This is a genomic window from Streptomyces sp. NPDC028298, from assembly GCF_055565895.1.
On sequence record NZ_JBVHTL010000002.1, the window covers coordinates 245898 to 263669 of the forward strand.

The following is a 17772-nucleotide window of genomic DNA, read 5'->3' on the forward strand; positions in this document are numbered from 1 at the left end:
GATGACGGCCGGCGCTGTGCAGGATCTTGGGTCCGGCCTGATCGACACGGGAGTGGACATGATCGATGGACCGTATTTCGTGCTGACCCTGCTGGGGGTGCTCGGCTGCGGGCTGGTGGCCGGTGTGTTCCTCGGCTTCTCGACCTTCGTGATGAGAGCCCTCGCAACGTTGCCGCCGGCGCAGGGCGTCGCCGCGATGAACGCGATCAACGTCGCCGCGGTCCGGCCCCCGTTCATGCTCGCGTTCGTCGGGTCGGCGGTGCTGTGCTCGGTGCTGGCGGTGGTGACGTTCGTGCTGCTGCCGGACGAGGGGACGGTGGAGCTGCTGCTCGGCAGCGCGCTGTATCTGTTCGGTGCGTTCGGGGTGACCATCGCGGCGAACGTCCCGCGCAACGACGCGCTGCTGAAGCTGGATCCCGGAACCCCGGAGGCGGCGGCCTACTGGCCCATATTCGTGCGCCAGTGGACGACGTGGAATCACGTCCGCACCGCTGCGGCGGCCGCGGCGGCGGTGTCGTACGCGCTCGCCCTCACCTGAGCCGGTACGCGCCTTCGCCCTGCACGTGGCCGCCCGGCCCGGGTTCTCGGGTCGCGGTCGTCCGGAGCGGCGACGGGTGCGCGGGAGACGTATCGTGGCGGGAAAGGGGTGTTGCCCGGATTCCGTGGCCGACCAGGGTCGATGTCCGCGTGGTCGCGCCCTCTCGTACGCGTACACGAGGGAGACGGCCATGGCCGATCCCAAGGGTTTCATGAACACACCCCGCCAGGAGTATCCGCGCCGGCCGATCCGGGAGCGGGTGCGGGACTGGGACGAGGTGTACGTTCCCGGGGGCCTGTTGCCGATCATCGAGAAACAGGCCGACCGCTGCATGGACTGCGGCATCCCCTTCTGCCACGACGCGTGTCCCCTGGGCAATCTGATCCCCGAGTGGAACGACCTCGTCTCGCGGGACGACTGGCGGGCGGCGAGCGACCGGCTGCACGCCACGAACAACTTCCCCGAGTTCACGGGGCGGTTGTGCCCCGCCCCGTGCGAGGCGGGCTGTGTACTGGCGATCAACCAGCCGGCGGTGACCATCAAGAACGTCGAGGTCGCCATCGCCGACAGGGCCTGGGAGGACGGGCTCACACCGCCGCGTCCCCCGGACCGTCTTTCGGGCCGGACGGTCGCGATCGTCGGGTCGGGGCCCACCGGGCTCGCCGCGGCCCAGCAGTTGACCCGGGCCGGTCACACGGTGGCCGTGTTCGAACGGGCGGACCGGATCGGCGGTCTGCTGCGGTACGGAATCCCCGCGTTCAAGATGGAGAAGCGGCAGCTCGACCGCCGGCTGGCCCAGATGCGGGCGGAGGGGACCAAGTTCCGTACGTCGACGGCGATCGGCAGCGACATCGGGGCGGCCGAGCTCAAGGCCCGCTACGACGCGGTGATCCTGGCGCTCGGCGCCACCTCGTGGCGTGAACTGGACGTCCCGGGACGGGGGTTGTCCGGCATCCATCAGGCGATGGAGTACCTTCCGCTGGCCGACCGGGTGTGCGAGGGGGATCTGGAGGTCTCGCCGTTGTCGGCGGCGGGCAGACATGTGGTGATCGTCGGGGGTGGTGACACCGGTGCCGACTGTCTGGGGACGGCGGTGCGCGAGGGGGCCGCGTCCGTGACGCAGCTCGACATCTACGGGCAGCCGGAGGACGAGCGCGACGAGGACGCCGAGCCGTGGCCGACGTATCCGAAGATCTACCGGCTCTCCGCCGCGCACGAGGAGGCCGGCGCGCTGGGCACGGCGCCCGCGGCGGACGCGGACGCCCGGCTGTTCGCCGCGTCCACGCTCCGGTTCGAGGGGGACACCGAGGGCCGGGTGCGCTCGCTGCATCTCGTGGAGGTCGACGAGCGGCGCCGCCCGGTCCCCGGCTCCGGACGGACCCTGCCCGCCGACCTCGTCCTGCTCGCGCTCGGCTTCTCCGGCCCGGACCTGCACGACGGACTGGTGGACCAACTGGGACTGGAGGTCGAGCCGCGCGGCACGCTCGCCCGTGGCGCCGACTTCGGCACGAACGTTCCCGGGGTGTACGCCGCCGGGGACGCGGCGCGCGGGCAGTCGCTGGTCGTGTGGGCGATCGCCGAGGGCCGGTCGGTCGCCGCCGCGGTGGACCGGGCGCTCAGCGGGGCGGCCCGCTCCCCTCTGCCGGCACCGATCGGGCCGTACGACCGCCCGATGACCGCCTAGCGGTCGGACCCTGCCCTGTCACGCCGTTCTCCGCGAGTCCGTGCCGTGTAAGTCAGCGCCGTCAAGGTCCGCGCCGTGTAAGTCAGCGCCGCGGTAAGTGATCAACTCGGAACCAAATTCAGGAAAGTCGTGGAAAAGAGCAAACAAATCGTTCAGGAGAGAAGGAAGTCCGCCTCTCCCGCTTTCGCGCCTTCGATGAAGGCGGTCATCTCGCCGGGCGTGTAGATGAGGGCGGGGCCGTCCGGATCCGCGGACTGACGTACGGCGATGCGGCCGTCGGCGAGTTTCATCGCCTCCAGGCAGTTGCCGCCGTTGCCGCCGCTCCACGGCTTGTGCCAGCCCTCGCTGCCCAGTTCACGGGCGGGCATTCCGTTGTAGATGCGCACGTCGCCTATTCGCGGGTTGATGCGTTCCGGCGTGATGCGTTCCATTCACAGCTCCTTGCGGAGATCCCGGAGGATCTCCTTCGTGCGATGTGCCGTGGCGGCTTGGGCCGCCATGCGGTCCATGACCTCCAGGTGGGTCGCCACCTCGGAACGCGCGTCCAGGTAGACGGCGCCGGTCAGGTACTCGCTGTAGACCATGTCCGGGAGTTCCGGCATGGCAAATCGGAACAGCACGAAGGGCCCGTACGTGCCGGGGTGCGGGCCCGAGGAGAACGGGATCACCTGCAACGTCACATGGGGCAGCTTCGTGGCCTGAAGCAACTTGTCGATCTGCGCGCGCATCACCTCGGGGCCGCCGATGGTGCGGCGCAGCACCGTCTCGTCCATCACCACCCAGATCCGGGGCGCGTCCTCGCGCGTGAGCAGAGCCTGGCGCTGCATGCGCAGGGCCACATGGCGCTCGATGTCCTCGGGCCTGGTCTGGCCGATGGCGCCCGCCTTCAGGACGCCGCGGGCGTAGTCCTCGGTCTGCAACAGGCCGGGGATGAAGTGCGGTTCGTAGGAACGCAGCAGGGAGGCGGCGCCTTCCAGGCTGACGTGCATGGAGAACCAGTCGGGCAGGATGTCGTGGAACCGCTGCCACCAGCCCGGCTTGTTGGCGTCCTCCGCGAGCTGGACGAAGGCTTCGGCCTCCTGGTCGCCGACGCCGTACGACTTCAACAGGAGCTGGAGGTACGGGATTTTGAGGGAGACCTCCGCCATCTCCATCCGGCGGACCGTCGCGGGGGCGACACGCAGGATCCGCGCGGCCTCCTCACGCTTGAGACCCGCGCGTTCCCGCAGGTCCAGCAGACGCCGTCCGAGAACGACCTGGCCGACCGTCGGCGCGGACCGCGGTTCGCTCACGTCCCACCTCCCCTGAGTCCGGGCAGCCCGTTCGGCGCCGTCCGGGTTCTTCCTCGTCCACCTCGACGATCCCAACTGGCGCCGCTCGGCTAGCTGTTGCCAGCAGTGTGCCACGCGCCCCCACAGCGTCACACGGCACTCTGCATTTTTCAGAGTGAGTCTTGCCAAGTGTTCGCGGCGACGCGATAGTGGCAAGCGTGATTCCGTCCGCGCCGTTAGGAACAGACGCCGTCGAAGACCGGTTCGGTCTCCGAGCCGCCATGGGGCACGACCCCGGGGCGGCCGCCGAGCGCCGGTTCCGCTTCGAGTTGGCCGCACACCCGGGCTCCGTGGCTCAGGCGAGACGCCTGACCCGGTCCCGCCTGTCCGGCTGGGCGGTGAGCGAGGACGCCTGTGAGACGGCGACGCTCGTGGTGTCGGAACTGGTCACCAACGCGATCGTCCATGCCGCCGGGCAACGTGTCGTCTGCGAACTGCAGGACGCCGGCGACGTGGTGCGCGTCATCGTGTGCGACGAGGGGTGCGCTCCGGGCGAGCCGCACCCCTCGGCACAGCGGCCCGACGAGGAGCACGGGAGGGGATTGCTTCTCGTCGCGGCAGTGTCCAGGGGCTGGGGGGCCCAGGACACCGGGCCCGGTCTGCTGGTGTGGGCGGAGATCGCCCGCTCGGCAGACCGGGCCGAAAACACCTGGCGCGAAGCGGGGGCGCCCGAGGCGGACACCGGTCCGCGGGCGGACCTCGGCTGGAGCGCGAAGAAGCCCCCGAACGACGGTCGGGGCACGGGGGCGGAGGGATCCTGGGGGGCGGGAATCGTGGGGAACCCCCGACTTCCCTCCGCCCCGGGCGGCAGCGAGGACCGGGGTCCGCAGCAGGATCTCGTACGGGATCAAGACCGGGACCGGGATCGGGAGAGCCTGTGAGCCGTACGTCCGCGGCGGGGCCCGCGGCGCGGGTCCTGAGCCTGGACACGCTGGTCCGGGTGAACCGCGGCCGGCGGCGGCCCGGGCCGCCGAGGCGTCTGCCCGTCCCCGAGGACATGACCGTGCCGCTGGGCTGCGACGCGGTGTCGGTGCCCGCCGACTTCGGACCGCTGCTGCTGTCGCGGCTGCCTCGTGTGGGCTGCGTCTACGCCGACGGGGCGCACTGGTGGTGGATCGTTCCTTCCGACTCCGACGTGGCCCTGGAGTGGCCGACACCCGCCCACTACGTCACGGGGGCGGTCGTGCCGGACGCGCCTCGGATTCCCGGGCTCATCCACAAACCGGATGGCACGCTTCCGTATACGCCGCCGATCCCCCTGTATCTGGCCCTGTGCCAGGTCACGGGCACGACGCCCGCCTGGTCCCGCCCGATCAGCGCCTGAGCCTCGTTCCGCGACCGATGCATCCCCGCCCCTGAGCGAGGGCGGCCGGTCCCGCGCTCACTCCACGCCGTCGGCGCCGCCCACGACGACCAGGAACGCGTCGGAGGCGAGGTCCATGACGACCTCCGCCGCCTGGCCCTCCTGACGGCGCGCCTGCGCGAACTCCTCCGCGGGCCACGACCCGCGTGGTCCTCCGGCGGGGAAACGCTCCAGAACCCTTCGCCCGTTCACGTTCAACCTCCATGTCGTGCCTGTGGAGAGTTAAACGCCTGCAATGGGGTGAACGGCTCTGGCAGTGACGGTACTGAGACGAAGTCGACACCGGCAACGGAACGGCCGCGCGGGACCCCGAGGTTCCGTTTCAGCAGGCAGCGGCCACGCGCAGTCCCGCGCGCTCGCGCCGTTCGGCCAGTTCGCCGAGGAGTTCGGCGATCCGGTCGGTGTGCCGGGGGGTGAGCCGGCCGGTGTCGTCGAGCTGCACCGCGCACGCCGTGGTCGTGTCGACGAGCCGTTCCAGGGTGGCCGCGACCGCGTCGGTGCCCTCGGAGTGCCGTGCCAGGGCCGGGAGTTCGGCCGCGGCGAGATCGATCGCGGCACGGGCCTCGGCGAGCGCGCGATAGGCCTCCCGGCGCAGGACCCAGCGGCCCGTACGGTCGCGGGCCGTGCCGTCGCTCAGCACATGGGCGAGATACACGTCCGCGGCCTCACCGGCCCGGGTGAGCCTCGCCCGCACGGTCCCACCGCGCTGGCCGAGGGGCGGCAGATGCCCGACGAGCAGCACGATCGCGCAGGCCAGCAGGGTCTCCAGGATGCGGTTCCAGGAAGCCTGCGGCTCACCTCCGACCATCACGAGAGCCAGCACGAGGACCGTCACGACGGCGGTCTGCGCGGCGAAGTGCCGGGTGGCGACGGGGATGAGCGCGCCACTGACCGCGACCAGGGCGACGAACCCCTCCGGCCTCGGCAGCACGAGGGCGAGCCCCGCGAAGGCGACCGCGCCCAGGACGGTTCCCGCCGCACGGCACAGGACGCGCGAGGCGAGCGGTCCGAGATCGGGCTTGACGAGGAAGACGGCGGTCGCGGGGAGCCAGTACCAGTGCGGGTGGTTGCCGTACCAGCGCGCGTGGTGCAGGGCCTGTGCCACGGCGACGCTCGCGCCGAAGCAGAGGGCCACCCTGATGCCGTACTCCCGCCCGGCCGCACCGAGCGCGGTGCCCACGAGCGAGGCAGCGGTACGCCGTCTGGTGTGCAGCGCGTTCCCGGAACCCCGGTCGAAGGTCTCGGCGGCGCCCAGCAGGGCGTCGTGGAGGGCGCGCAGCGCGGGGACGACGGGTGCGCTCTCCGTCGGGCCGGACCGGGTGCCGGGGACGGCGGGCGCCGGCAGCGGCCCGGTGGGTGCGCCGGTGCGGACGGCTGCCGCGAGCCGCCGGGGGCCTTCCGCGGCCCGTTCCGGCACGGCCTCGCCGGCCCAGGCGAGCGCGGTCGCGGCCTCGGCGAGCGGCAGGGCGGCCGCGTACTGCGCGTGCAGTCGCCGCTCGGCCGCGGAACTGGCGTACCGCCGCAGCCGGGGTCCGTCGAGCGCGTCCTGCGCGTGGTCGAGGGCCGCGGTCAGCGCGACGCGCCGACGGGCCGCGTCGGGTCCGCCCACGGCGAGCAGCAGCAGGGCGACGGCTTCGTACACCCCGGCGACCGCGTCCCGCTCCCCGTCGAAGCGGTAGTCGCCGGTGTTCACCGCGGTCGTCGGCAGCGCCAGTCTGAGCGCGAGCAGCCAGCCGGCGCCGCCGAGGAAGAACAGGGCGCGCATCCACCCCGGTTCGGGCAGCGGCATGCCGGCCCCGATGGCCGAGGCGACCAGGAACTGGGTCCCGGCACCCGAGGCCACGGGTCCTACGGCGCTGACGGCTCCGGCTAGCAGTCCGAGCCCGGTGAGGACGAGGGTGAGCACCACGGCGCCGGTGCGCTGTCCGGCGTACGAACCGATGATCAGGCCGGCGGCACCGGCGAGGGCCGGTACCCCGAGCCGTTCGACGGCGACCCGCCGGCTGCCGGGGCGGTCGTTGATCCCCGTCAGCATGGCGCCGAGTGCGGCGATCACTCCGAGGGAGGTACGTCCGCACAGCACGGCCGCGAGCAGCAGCGGCCCGGAGGCCAGCGCGCCGCGCACGACCGCGTTCCAGGGGACGGGTCCGCGCTGGGCGCGCAGGGCATGGGCGAGCCAGGGAGGTACGGCGAGCGGGGTGAGACGCACAGGGCTCCTGTCGGGCGAGGGCGGGGTGCCTTCGGGCGACGTCGGCCGGGCTCGTGTCGTACTCAGCGTAGTGCGTGTCGGCGGCGGACGACGAACGCGCGGATTTCCACGGTGTGACATCTCACGGGAGCAAGCCCCATGAAATACGGGAGCAAGCCCCATGAAATGAGGAGGAGGAGCGGGTCCGAGGGCGTAGCCGGCCCCCGGACCCTGAGATGCCACCATGTCGCACGCCGGCACGCTTGAGGACCCAGGTCAGTCGTTATGTCGCCGCGTCCTGCCTTTGGACCACCACGCATCGAGCTGCGCGGACTGGACTTGAACCAGCATCTCGGCGTACTGGGGCCTGGGCCCGGTCGATCCGGCGATCGGCGGCGAATGCTGAGTCTGGAGCAATAGTCTGAGATTGATCGCGGTCTGCCTCTGCCGACTTGGGCTACCGCGGCGCGTGGCGCTCCCTGGGCGGGAGTGCTCTCTGGTGCCGCGGGGAGGACTCGAACCTCCACTGGAACCGCGCATTCACGACAAGCCTCAGGTTCAGCTTGCGCTCCTCGCGCACCCCGGCCGTGGTGCGTTGTGGCCGGGGAGTTCAGAGGCTACCCCTGTGCGAACAGGTAGCCGAAAACAGCGTCGCCGACGCGCTGGTCGACGACGTCCACGCCGTTGGCCTCCTCGCGGGCGAACTTGACCGCCTGCTGCAGCTTCTCGACCCGGTCGAGGAGTTCGTTCACGCGCCGCGCGGGCAGGGCCCCGGAGAACTTGACGGTCGTCCAGTAGCCGACGGGGATGTCCTCGTAGTACACCTCGACCTGGGCCGGGTGCTTCTCGGTGGCCTCGGCCTTGACGTGGTTCCGCGGGACCTTCTTCGTACGAAGGGTCCGCACCGGCTCCGTCTTCCAGGCGTCGGTGGACGGGTCCCGCACCCAGGACTCGGAGGCGTCGAGGACGGGCAGCTTCCGGACGAAGGTGTTGAGATCCGTGAGCTGCTTCTCGAGGAAGAGCAGATAGGACACCGGCGCCTCGGCGACGATCACGCGACCGTCCACCACCACGTCGGCCCGCGCCGTGCAGTTGGCCCAGTCCTTGGTGGCGGTCACGTCGAACAGCCGCGTCAGGGTCGCCGCGGTGTCCCGCAGCACGTCCTCGGCCTGAACCTGGACCCGGGTCGACTCGGGCGGGAGCTGCTCGCCCTCCTCGTCCTTCGGCTGGTACGTCCGCGAGATGCCCGCGAGCAACGCGGGCTTCTGCAGGCCATGATGAGCAGCCGTCAGGTCCTGGTGGGACTTGGACTTGATGCCCTTCTCCACTGCGATGATCTGATTGAGTTTCGCCACGTCGGTGACCGTAGCAGCGAGTGCGGGAGTCGTCCGAAAGGTTTTTCGCGCCCGCCACGCCGGGGGCGGTAATGCGGGTGCGCGGGCCCGCGTCGGTCCCGCATCATCGGCAGGTTGTCCGTCACCCGCCGACTGACCCCGTCCACAGGGAGCCCCCATGGTCCAGCGCGTCACCGTTCCCAGCCTCTTCACGCCGCCCGTCTACGCGCACGCGTCCGTCGTAGAGGCGGGGACGAAACTGGCCTTCCTCGCCGGGTCCGTACCGCTCGACGCCGACGGGAAGCTGGTCGGCCCGGGCGATCACGTGCGTCAGGCCGAGCAGGTGCTGGCCAACCTCGACGAACAACTGCGTTCCGTGGGAAGCGACATGGCCCATGTCGTGTCGACCGACGTGTACGTGGTCAGTGGTGAGACCGCGGTGCTGTCCGCGGTCTGGAACGTCGTCGAGGCTTCAGGACTGAGCATCGGCCCGCACTCCTCGACCCTGCTCGGCGTGGTCTGTCTCGGGTACACCGGGCAGCTCGTGGAGATCACGGCGACCGCCGTCGTCCCCGACGCCGATCCGTCGGCCGCGAGCGGCCCCGAACACGCCTGACCCGCCCGCGGTGCCTACGGGGAGCGCGTCGCCCGCCCCGCGGACTCCGCCGCCATGGCCAGGACCTGCCTCAGCATCTCCGGTGTGAGCCGCCCGGTGAAGGTGTTCCGCTGGCTGACGTGGAAGCACCCGAAGAGCTCGACGGAAGCGGGGCCGAGGCCAAGGCCAGGGCTGGGGCCGGCACCGTCGGGGCCGAGACCGGAACCGGAACCGGAACCGGAACCGGAGTCGGGACCCGGACGGGAGTCGGGACCGGGACCGGAGTCGCAAGCGGGGCCGGAACCATGTGCACCGGGACCGGAGGCGGGCTCGGAAGCGGTCGCCGACGCGGGCTGCTCGTCGCCGGTCCCCGGTTCGTCCGGTTCCGGACGCCGTACGAGCGTGACCCGCGCCCCGTGCGCGAACGCCGGACGCGGTCGGGGCACCGCCCACCCCGCCTCCGCGAAGGCCGGCAGGGCGGCCTGCCAGCCGAAGGCCCCGAGGACGACCACCGCGCGCAACGTGGGCCGCAGCAGTCGCAGCTCCCTGACGAGCCAGGGCCGGCAGGTGTCCCGCTCCTCGGGCGTGGGCTTGTTGGCGGGTGGCGCGCAGTGCACCGGAGAGGTGACGCGGACCCCGTACAGCTCCAGTCCGTCGTCCACGCTCACCGAGGTGCCCCGGGAGGCGAGTCCGACGTCGTGCAGCGCCGCGTACAGCACGTCGCCCGACCGGTCCCCGGTGAACATCCGGCCGGTCCGGTTGCCGCCGTGCGCAGCGGGGGCGAGTCCGATGATCAGAAGGGACGCGTCGGGCGGCCCGAACCCGGGCACCGGACGCCCCCAGTACGACTGGCCGGTGAACGCGGCACGCTTGGTCGCGGCCACCTCCTCGCGCCACGCGACGAGCCGCGGGCAGGCCCGGCAGCCGGCGATCCGCTCGTCGAGCACGGTGAGATCGGCGGAGCGGGCCGCGTCCTCCGCCGGAGCGCTGCTGTGCACACCACCACCGTACGACCGGCCCGCCCACGCCGGATCCGCCGTGCGGACCCCCACGTCGCCGGGTGCTAGGTCATCTCCGCGCCCAGCGCCAGGAACCCGCAGATCAGCAGGAAGAGGATCGCGAGGAGGGGCCAGATGAAGCGGAGGTACTTGTCGTAGCCGACCTTGGCCAGGGCGACGCCTCCGATGGTGACGGCGGTGGTGGGGACCCAGAGGTTCATCCAGCCGCTCGCGGCCTGCCAGGCGGTCACGACGACGGCACGGGAGACGCCCGCGAAGTCGGCGAGCGGGGCGAGGATCGGCATGGCGAGGGTCGCGTGGCCCGAGGTGGAAGGGATGAGGAAGGCCAGCGGCAGGTTCACGATGAAGACGATGATCGCGAACAGGCTGGAGGACGTGCCCTCCACGATGCCCTCGATGGAGTGCAGAACCGTGTCGGTGATCTTCGAGTTGTTCATGATCACGGTGACTCCGCGGGCCAGCACGATCACGAGCGCAGGCGAGATGAAGTCCGCGGCGCCCTGGACGATCGTCGCGCTCAGCTTCTGCTCGCCCATCCGCGCCACCACCCCGACCAGCACCGCGGCGCACAGGAACAGCGCCGCGAGCTCGGGGAAGGACCAGCCGAGCTCGAACCCGTACGGCCGCGCGTCCGCCTTGCCGGTGAGCGCGCTCGACCACGGCACGACGGAGAAGATCATGAAGGCGAAGACCAGCGTCGTGGTGACGAGGACCGCCTTGTGCAGCCCGGTCAGCTCGGGAACCTCGCCGGCCGCGTCCTCGGCGTGCTCGCGGTCCCCGGGCAGGAACCCGGTGATCGAACGGTCGGGGCTCCGCTGCACCCGGCGCGCGTAGCGGATGACGTACCCGATCGTGACCGCCGTCAGCACGACCCACATCACGAACCGCAGCACGATGCCGTCGCCGAGCGAGATGCCCGCGGCGGACGAGGCCACCCCCGTGGCGAACGGGTTCACCGTCGAGCACAGCACCCCGATGCCGGCGCCGAGGATGATCGTGCCGACCGCCACCATCCGGTCGTAGCCGAGCGCCAGCATCAACGGCACGATCAGCCCGTAGAACCCCAGTGTCTCCTCGGCGAAGCCCTCCACCGTGCCGAGCACCGAGAACACCAGCATGATGCCCGCGATGAGCAGCGCGCCGCGGTTCCTCAGCCGGTGGGCGAGGAGGCCGATCCCCCGGTCGAGCGCGCCCGTCGCGAACACCACCGTGATGAACGCCCCGATGGCGAGCACGAACAGGAACACGCCCGCGCTGCCGTACAGTTCGCCGGCGAAGTCCGGCCCAACCTGCGCGGTCTTCTCGTCCAGGATCCCGTAGAGGCCGTTGACGGGCGACAGGAAGAGGTCGTTGAGGCGGTCGACGAAGCTCTGGCCGGAGTCGACGCGGTGATACGTGCCCTGGATCGGCCGGCCCTCGGGCGTGCGGTCGTACTGCCCCGCCGGGATCAGGAACGCCAGGGCCCACACGGCGATCGTGACGATCGCGAGGACGGTCAGCGCGCTGGGGAACGTGAACTTGCGCTGGGGCGGCGGTTCTTCGGTGCCGGGCGCCTCGGTGCCGGCCGGGGTGGTCACCGGACCGTCCCGTCCGCGCTCACGTGCTCTCCCCCGCTCCCGCGCGGAATCCGGCCGCGTACTCCCGTACGAAGGCGCACATCGCCACCACCGTGTTGCGCAGCTCCGAGAAGAGGACGCGCTCGTTGGGGGCGTGCAGATTGCACATGCTGTCCTGCGCCCCGAAGAGCAGCACCTCGGCGTCGGGTGCGGCCCGTGCGAGGCCGTTGACCAGCGGGATCGAACCACCGGTCGCGATGTACGAGGCCTCCTCGCCCCAGGCCTCGCGCAGCGCGGTGAGCGCGGCGCGGTAGGCGGGGCCACCGGTCGAGGCCCGGTAGCCGGGGCCCGTGTCGCCCGGGGTGACGGTGAGCGGGACGCCGAGGGGCCGCAGCGAGCGCAGATGATCGACCAGCGCGGCCTGCGCCTCCTTCGCGTCCTGACGCGGATGGAAGCGGAGGTTGAGCTTGGCACGCGCGTAGGGGACGACGGCGGAGGCCGCGTGGTCGACGCTCGGGGCGTCCAGGCCGATCACCGTGATCGCGGGCCCGCTCCAGAGCCGTTCGCCGAGACTCCCGCTGCCGATCAGTGGGATCCCGTCGCGAACCCCGGCGAGTTCGCGGAACTCGTCCTCGGTGTACGTCGTTCCGCGCCACTCCTCGCGGCGCAGCCCCGCCACGGCCACGTCGCCCTGCACGTCGTGCAGCGTGGACAGGGCGGTCAGCAGCACGATCAGGGCGTCCGGCGCGGCACCGCCGAACTCCCCGCTGTGCCGCGGCTCGTCGAGCGTGCGCACCTCGATCTGGACCTCGGCCGCACCGCGCAGCGCGGTGGTCAGGGTGGGGGTGCCGGGGCGGAGATTGCCCAGGTCGGCGATGACCATCGCGTCGCACGCGAACCGCTCGGGATCACTCGGCGGATAGTCGTCGAAGGGGCTGCCGTACTCCTCCTGCCCCTCGAAGACGATCTTCACCCCGACCGGCGGCCGTCCCTCGTACGCCCGGAGCATCCCCAGGTGAGCGATCACGTTGGACTTGTCGTCCGCGATCCCGCGGGCCCGCAGACCGCCCTCGACGGGCGTCGGCTCGAAGGGCGGCGACAGCCACAGCTTCTCGTCACCGGGGGGCTGGACGTCGTAGTGCGAGTAGAGCAGGACGGTCGGCGCGTCCGGGTGCGGCGGCGGGATCTCCCCGAAGATCACGGGGGCGGTGCCGGGAAGATCGATGCTCTCGACCCGCTCCACGCCGGTATCCCGCAGAAGGCCTACGAGGAGGTCGTGGGCCTCTCGAACCGGCTCGGGCGGGAATCCGGGGAACGCGACGGAGGGGATGGCGGCGAGGCGCTCCAGATCGGCGCGGAGGCCGTCCATCAACGCGTCGACCTTCGCTGCTGTCGTCACCCTCGGTCCCCTCTCCTGTTCCCCGGACGGCTTCACCGACAGCCTCCGCCCGCCCCGGGGGCCACGCATCCGGTGTGGTCCGTGCGACGGAAAAGGCATGCGGTGTCCCGGGCCGGGGGCATTAGAGTCGGGTCATGGCTTCTCAGGGTGCTGACGGGGAGATGAAGGACGCGAGGACCGAAGGCGAGCGCGGCGCGGACTCCGGGCGGACCGCCGGCGGGTCCGGCTCGAGGTCCGGGTCCCGGACGGCCTCCGGAACCGACTCCCTGACCGCGTCCGGAACCGACTCCTGGAACGGCCCGGAATCCGACTCCGGGGCCGACTCAGCCAGCGGCTCTGGCACCGACTCCGGAGAAGACCGCGAAGCCGATGCGCCGGCCGCCTCCGCGAACGCTGCCGCCGTCAAGGCCGCCGTCGCCGCGGGGCCCGCCGGCGGCGAGAGCGTGCGGGTCGACGCCTGGATCTGGTCCGTCCGTCTCGTCAAGACCCGCTCGGTCGGTGCGACAGCCTGCAAGGGCGGCCATGTCCGGGTCAACGGGGAGCGCGTCAAGCCGGCGTACTCCGTCCGCGTCGGCGACGAGGTACGCGTCTGGCACGAGGGCCGTGAACGGGTCGTCATCGTGAAGCGTGTGATCCGCAAGCGGGTCGGAGCACCCGTCGCCGCCGAGTGCTACGTCGACAACAGCCCACCGCCTCCGCCGCGCGAGGCCGTGGCCCCGGCGGGTGTCCGGGACCGGGGCGCGGGGCGCCCGACCAAGCGGGACCGCCGCGAGATGGAACGCCTGCGGGGCATGCAAACGGGCTCGTCCGGCCCCGTCCGGACCGCGGGCCCCTCCACGGGCCCGACGGGCTCCACCGGGTCCAAGGGCACGACCAAGACCACGGCCAGGGGCTCGGGCACTGGCGGGGCCAAGGGCAGCACACGGTCCTCGGGCGCGAACGGAACCGAGGGATCGGCCGGGGCCGACGGCAGGGCCGGGTCCAGGGGCTCGTCCGGGTCCAGGGGCACGGCCGGGTCCAAGGGCTCCTCCGGCCGCTGAGCTCGCTCCCCCACCGTTTCCTCCCCCGGGCCCCTCCCCCTCCCCGCCCTCCCCTCCCGCCCCGTCCCTCGCCCTCGCCCTCGCCCTCGCCCTCGCCCTCGCCCTCGCCCTCGCCCTCGCCCTCGCCAGGATTCCCGTCCGGGACTGGCCGGTCCCGGACGTGCCGGTCGAGGGCTCCCCCGGTCCCGGAGGAGCCCTGCGTCCGTGGAGCGCCGTCACGCCTGGCGTCCCACCCGTCGCCGTACCAGACGGAGCAGTTCGGTCGTGTGGCCGCGCCTGGCCCAGGCGATCAGCCCCAGCGGCAGCATCAGGATGAGCGGGGTCGCCACGTACGGGCCGTGGACGACGGTGACGTTGACGATGAACGCCCCGACCATCAGCGCGCTGAGCGCCACCGCGGCCACCGAGTCCAGCAGCGGGATCAACAGGGCGAGGCCTCCGGCGAGTTCGAGGGCGCCGATGACGTACATGCCACCGTGGCCCCAGCCCAGCTTGTCGAACGCCTCCGTCGCCGACGGGTGGGCGATCAGCTTGGGAAGGGCGCTCGCGAACGCGTAGAAGAGGCCGAGGACGACCTGCAGGGCGGTCAGGGAGATCCGGGCCGCACGGGAGCGGGGGGTGACGGCAGCGCGGGTGGTGGTGAGGGGGAAGGTGGTCTCGGACACGGTGGTCTCCTGTGGGAAGCGGTGGTTGCTTTCACAGAGTCAGACCTGGGCACGGCAGAGAACTCATCGGTCCCGGCCGGGATTTGTTCCGCGGACCGGCCACCGCTCACCCTGGCAACCATCGTCCCCGGCGGCCACCACTCACCTCCGCCGGCTCCACTCACCTCCGCCGGCTCCACTCACCTCCGCCGGCCACCACTCACCTTCCGACGACCGTTGCTCACCCCCAGCGGCCATCACGCACCCCCTCAATGGCCATAGCTCACCTCCGCCGCCCATCTCGCCCCCCAACAGCCATCGCCCACCCCTCCCTCCCCGGCCATCTCGCCGTTCGGCGCCCTCCCTCACCCCTTCACGGCCCTCACCCACATCCCGTCGTCCGTCAGATAGCGGTCGACCTTGAGTCCCGACTCCGCCAGCGCCTCCTCGAAGGCGTCCTTCGTCAATGGGCGGGACAGGAACGTCTGGGTCCACGTGGCGTCCGGGAACGTGTACTCCGCGCGCACCGAGTCGACCCCGTCCCCCATCGGCTCGGCGGACAGGATGCGCACGACGAAGCCCGAAGGGTCGGCGCGCTCGCGGGGCACATCGGTGTGGTAGTTCTCGCCCTCGCGCTGGATCAACACGCACCCGTCGTCGGCGACATGGCGGGCGCAGGTGTCCAGGAGCGCCCGCCGCACCCGGACGTCCCCGGCGTGCACCAGGAACGACGCCAGCAGCACCACGTCGAACGTCTCACCGAGGTCGAGGTCCTCGATGCTGCTGCGTATCCGGCGCGCTCCTCGGACGTGCTCCAGCATCTCGGCGGACTCGTCCACCGCCGTGACCGCGAAACCGAGCTCCAGGAGCGGATGGGTCATCCGCCCGACCCCGCTGCCCAGCTCCAGGATCTGCGCGGCGGCGGGCACGGCCGCGTTGATGATGTCCGGTTCCGTTCCGACGGGCAGACGGGTGTAGAGCTCGACCGCGCAGCCGTCCGGCGTGATCGCACCCGGTCCCGTGCCCTCGTATCCCTGACGCATTTCGATCCTCATGCCCGTCCAACGGACGGCCTTCGCAAGCCCGTTCCCCTCCCCCATCACTCGTTCGAGTGATGTGCTCCAGGGGCGTGCGTCAGAGGGCGGATCCGGCGGGCCCGGCTGCGGGCGGCTACAGCGCGAACCAGCCCCGCCCTCCGTACCAGTGCCCGCCCCCGTGCAGATGATCGACCACCGCGCGCTCGACGCTGTTGCGCCGCGGCAGTTCGCCGAGCGGGAGCTCCGGGTCGCCGAAGACGAAGCCGACGGGCATCGTGTCGTCCGGGATCCTGTCTTCCGGGACCAGGTGGAAGCGGTCCTGGAAGCGGATGATGTTGGAGTCGGCCGGCAGATACCGCTTGAGCTGCGGGTCGAGCAGCCAGGAGTCGCAGACGGCGATCCCGTGGCGCTCCTCGGGGTAGTGGCGGGCGAAGAAGTCCCGCGCCGCGTCGAGCGAACGGTCGCAGGCGGCCGGGGAGAGCGGGCCGCGGAAGTCGGTGATGTGCAGGCTCAGACACGGCGTGCCGGGTTCCAGGGCCCACCCCGCCGCCTCGGCGGCCTCGGCCGTGCGCCGCCCCAGCAGGGCCCGCTGGAACTGGAGCCGGCCGAGCTGGAACAGCTCGCCGTGGAAGTGCAGGGCGATCCACCAGGGGAACAGCAGTCCGGGGCCGCCCGCTCGTCTGTGGTGCACGGACACATGACGGCCGAGGTCGGCGAGCGTGCGCCGCGACACGTCCTCGGGCACTCCGCGCTCCCGGTGATGGGCGCGGACGAAGGGAAGCGCGGCGATGAAGACGTACAGGTGGAAGCAGCGTCCGAGAAGTCCCGTCGTCTCGGGGAAGGCGGGGGGCTCCCAGCCCTTCCCTATGTCTCCCATGTCCCGCACGAAGCGGGTGACGCAGCGCGCGAGGAGGGTCATGGCCTCGGGGTCGCCGGCCAACCGGGCGCGCAGTGCGACGAGTTCGTTGATGTGTTCGTGGGGCACGGACAGGTCGAGCAGGATGTCGGGCAGCTCGTCGGCGTCCGGGAGCGCGGCTTCGCGCAGGCCGGAGGACTCGCTCTCCAGGTCCCTGAGCCACTCGGCGGTCCTCGCGTCCGCCCGCAGCGCTGTCAGCAGCACCGTCGCCTCCCCCGGCGGCCGTGGTCCGACCGCTCTCCCTTGGTGAACGTGCACCACGAAGAGTACGTTTCCTCGTAGGAGTGGTGATCCTGATGCGTACGGGCAGTGAACCGGTGACAGCGCGCAGTGCTCTGCGGATGCGCTTGTGCCTGAGCGTCTGGGGCCTGATCTGGGCCATTTTCGGGACGGTCGCGTTCATCCTGGTCGGGCGGCCGGGCTGGGCCGCGGCGTGCGCCGCGCTGTGGGTGGTCGTCACGGTCGACATGACCATGATCCTTCGGCACATCAGGCAGGGCCCGCACTACCAGCCGGGGCGTGACGTCCCGCCGTACGAGCCCGTGGACGACCGGCGCGCCTACCGTCCGCCGGAGCGCCCCCGGCCGTCGAGACCGTCACACCCTTGATGCGCGGCCGTCGAGATCCTCAGACCTCTGGTCCCCGGCCGTCGAGGCCCCGTCCTCTCACACGATCCCTGTAGCGCCCCGCGAGGTACGGCGCCCGGCGAGCCGCCGCTACAGGTCGAACCGTGCGGCTTGCAGATACTGCGGCTTCGGGTCGAGCGCGGCCGCCAGTCTGAAGTGCCGCTTCGCCTGCTCGGGGCGCCGCTGGCGCTCGTAGGTGCGGGCGAGCGCGAAATGCGCGAACGCGTTGTCCGGCTCGCGCTCCAGGACGATGGTGAACTCCAGCTCGGCGGGCCGCAGTTGCGCGGCGGCGAAGAAGGCACGCGCGCGCAGCAGCCGGGCCGCCGTGTTCTCCGGGTGGGCGGCGATGACGGGGTCGAGCAGCTTCACCGCACCCCTCGGGTCGCGCGCGGCGAGCAGTTGCTCGGCGGCGCGGAAGTCGATGACGTGCGTCTCGGGAGTTCGTCCGATCGATCCGCTGGTCTCGGGCACGGCAGAGTCCTTCCCTCGCTGCAAGGGTTCA

The 17772-nt window shown here is 71.7% G+C and carries 20 protein-coding genes; 7 read left to right on the plus strand and 13 right to left on the minus strand.

Features of this window, described 5'->3' with window-relative positions:
- The first annotated feature begins 58 nt into the window (after positions 1 to 58).
- Both ACZ4TO_RS09665 and ACZ4TO_RS09670 read left to right on the plus strand, forming a co-directional pair.
- The gene (locus ACZ4TO_RS09665; protein WP_468024356.1) at positions 59 to 538 is read left to right on the plus strand and encodes an anthrone oxygenase family protein; all 480 of its coding nucleotides are present in this window, start codon (positions 59 to 61) and stop codon (positions 536 to 538) included.
- Positions 539 to 728: 190 nt separating this feature from the next.
- Complete coding sequence (locus ACZ4TO_RS09670) at positions 729 to 2222, plus strand: glutamate synthase subunit beta (protein ID WP_468023905.1); 1494 nt, start codon at positions 729 to 731, stop codon at positions 2220 to 2222.
- 18 nt (positions 2223 to 2240) lie between these two features.
- Here ACZ4TO_RS09670 and ACZ4TO_RS09675 read toward each other — a convergent pair whose 3' ends face one another.
- From ACZ4TO_RS09675 to ACZ4TO_RS09685, 3 genes are read right to left on the minus strand one after another with little or no spacing between them, the layout of a single operon-like run.
- On the minus strand, positions 2241 to 2369 hold the full coding sequence (locus ACZ4TO_RS09675) for a pentapeptide repeat-containing protein (RefSeq protein ID WP_468023906.1): 129 nt from the start codon (positions 2367 to 2369) through the stop codon (positions 2241 to 2243).
- A gap of 5 nt (positions 2370 to 2374) precedes the next feature.
- Positions 2375 to 2653 carry a DUF397 domain-containing protein gene (locus tag ACZ4TO_RS09680; RefSeq protein WP_355765303.1) on the minus strand — a complete coding sequence of 93 codons (279 nt, stop codon included), beginning with the start codon at positions 2651 to 2653 and terminating at the stop codon, positions 2375 to 2377.
- Positions 2654 to 3514 (minus strand): helix-turn-helix domain-containing protein, encoded by an 861-nt coding sequence (locus tag ACZ4TO_RS09685; protein WP_382795784.1) that lies wholly within the window; start codon positions 3512 to 3514, stop codon positions 2654 to 2656.
- 260 nt (positions 3515 to 3774) lie between these two features.
- Between ACZ4TO_RS09685 and ACZ4TO_RS09690 the strand changes: the two genes are divergently transcribed.
- Positions 3775 to 4434 (plus strand): ATP-binding protein, encoded by a 660-nt coding sequence (locus ACZ4TO_RS09690; RefSeq protein ID WP_468023907.1) that lies wholly within the window; start codon positions 3775 to 3777, stop codon positions 4432 to 4434.
- A complete protein-coding gene (locus ACZ4TO_RS09695) occupies positions 4431 to 4877 on the plus strand; it encodes a hypothetical protein (RefSeq protein ID WP_468023908.1) in 447 nt (148 codons plus the stop codon). The genes ACZ4TO_RS09690 and ACZ4TO_RS09695 overlap by 4 nt, the downstream gene beginning before the upstream one ends.
- A 57-nt stretch (positions 4878 to 4934) precedes the next feature.
- Here the strand turns inward: ACZ4TO_RS09695 and ACZ4TO_RS09700 are convergent, their stop codons facing one another.
- The 3 genes from ACZ4TO_RS09700 to ACZ4TO_RS09710 form a co-directional block, all read right to left on the minus strand.
- A complete protein-coding gene (locus ACZ4TO_RS09700; RefSeq protein WP_167347429.1) occupies positions 4935 to 5108 on the minus strand; it encodes a hypothetical protein in 174 nt (57 codons plus the stop codon).
- Positions 5109 to 5238: 130 nt separating this feature from the next.
- Complete coding sequence (locus tag ACZ4TO_RS09705) at positions 5239 to 7125, minus strand: FUSC family protein (RefSeq protein WP_468023909.1); 1887 nt, start codon at positions 7123 to 7125, stop codon at positions 5239 to 5241.
- A 596-nt stretch (positions 7126 to 7721) separates the two neighbouring features.
- Complete coding sequence (locus ACZ4TO_RS09710; RefSeq protein ID WP_382795773.1) at positions 7722 to 8459, minus strand: DUF7873 family protein; 738 nt, start codon at positions 8457 to 8459, stop codon at positions 7722 to 7724.
- 157 nt (positions 8460 to 8616) lie between these two features.
- Here ACZ4TO_RS09710 and ACZ4TO_RS09715 point away from each other — a divergent pair, with 157 nt between their 5' ends.
- Entirely contained in the window at positions 8617 to 9054 is a 438-nt protein-coding gene (locus tag ACZ4TO_RS09715; protein WP_468023910.1) for a RidA family protein, read from the plus strand.
- A 14-nt stretch (positions 9055 to 9068) separates the two neighbouring features.
- On the opposite strand, the gene ACZ4TO_RS09720 is transcribed toward ACZ4TO_RS09715, so the two are convergent.
- The 3 genes from ACZ4TO_RS09720 to ACZ4TO_RS09730 all read right to left on the minus strand — a co-directional run bounded on the left by ACZ4TO_RS09720 (position 9069) and on the right by ACZ4TO_RS09730 (position 13007).
- Positions 9069 to 10031: a uracil-DNA glycosylase gene (locus ACZ4TO_RS09720; RefSeq protein ID WP_468023911.1), complete on the minus strand. Its 963-nt coding sequence runs from the start codon at positions 10029 to 10031 to the stop codon at positions 9069 to 9071.
- Between the two features lie 65 nt (positions 10032 to 10096).
- The gene (locus tag ACZ4TO_RS09725; protein WP_382795767.1) at positions 10097 to 11629 is read right to left on the minus strand and encodes a YfcC family protein; all 1533 of its coding nucleotides are present in this window, start codon (positions 11627 to 11629) and stop codon (positions 10097 to 10099) included.
- A gap of 19 nt (positions 11630 to 11648) precedes the next feature.
- Entirely contained in the window at positions 11649 to 13007 is a 1359-nt protein-coding gene (locus ACZ4TO_RS09730; RefSeq protein ID WP_382795764.1) for a M20/M25/M40 family metallo-hydrolase, read from the minus strand.
- A gap of 266 nt (positions 13008 to 13273) precedes the next feature.
- Here ACZ4TO_RS09730 and ACZ4TO_RS09735 point away from each other — a divergent pair, with 266 nt between their 5' ends.
- Positions 13274 to 14047 (plus strand): RNA-binding S4 domain-containing protein, encoded by a 774-nt coding sequence (locus tag ACZ4TO_RS09735; RefSeq protein ID WP_468024357.1) that lies wholly within the window; start codon positions 13274 to 13276, stop codon positions 14045 to 14047.
- A gap of 215 nt (positions 14048 to 14262) precedes the next feature.
- On the opposite strand, the gene ACZ4TO_RS09740 is transcribed toward ACZ4TO_RS09735, so the two are convergent.
- The 3 genes from ACZ4TO_RS09740 to ACZ4TO_RS09750 all read right to left on the minus strand — a co-directional run bounded on the left by ACZ4TO_RS09740 (position 14263) and on the right by ACZ4TO_RS09750 (position 16848).
- Positions 14263 to 14712, minus strand: a complete 450-nt coding sequence (locus ACZ4TO_RS09740; RefSeq protein WP_382795762.1) for a DoxX family protein — start codon at positions 14710 to 14712, stop codon at positions 14263 to 14265.
- A gap of 344 nt (positions 14713 to 15056) precedes the next feature.
- Complete coding sequence (locus ACZ4TO_RS09745; protein WP_468023912.1) at positions 15057 to 15734, minus strand: class I SAM-dependent methyltransferase; 678 nt, start codon at positions 15732 to 15734, stop codon at positions 15057 to 15059.
- 127 nt (positions 15735 to 15861) lie between these two features.
- The gene (locus ACZ4TO_RS09750; protein WP_468023913.1) at positions 15862 to 16848 is read right to left on the minus strand and encodes an acyltransferase domain-containing protein; all 987 of its coding nucleotides are present in this window, start codon (positions 16846 to 16848) and stop codon (positions 15862 to 15864) included.
- Between the two features lie 92 nt (positions 16849 to 16940).
- On the opposite strand from ACZ4TO_RS09750, the gene ACZ4TO_RS09755 reads away from it, so the two are divergent.
- Positions 16941 to 17252, plus strand: a complete 312-nt coding sequence (locus ACZ4TO_RS09755) for a DUF6343 family protein (protein WP_382795754.1) — start codon at positions 16941 to 16943, stop codon at positions 17250 to 17252.
- A 108-nt stretch (positions 17253 to 17360) separates the two neighbouring features.
- On the opposite strand, the gene ACZ4TO_RS09760 is transcribed toward ACZ4TO_RS09755, so the two are convergent.
- Positions 17361 to 17741: a tetratricopeptide repeat protein gene (locus ACZ4TO_RS09760; RefSeq protein ID WP_382795751.1), complete on the minus strand. Its 381-nt coding sequence runs from the start codon at positions 17739 to 17741 to the stop codon at positions 17361 to 17363.
- Positions 17742 to 17772: the final 31 nt, after the last annotated feature.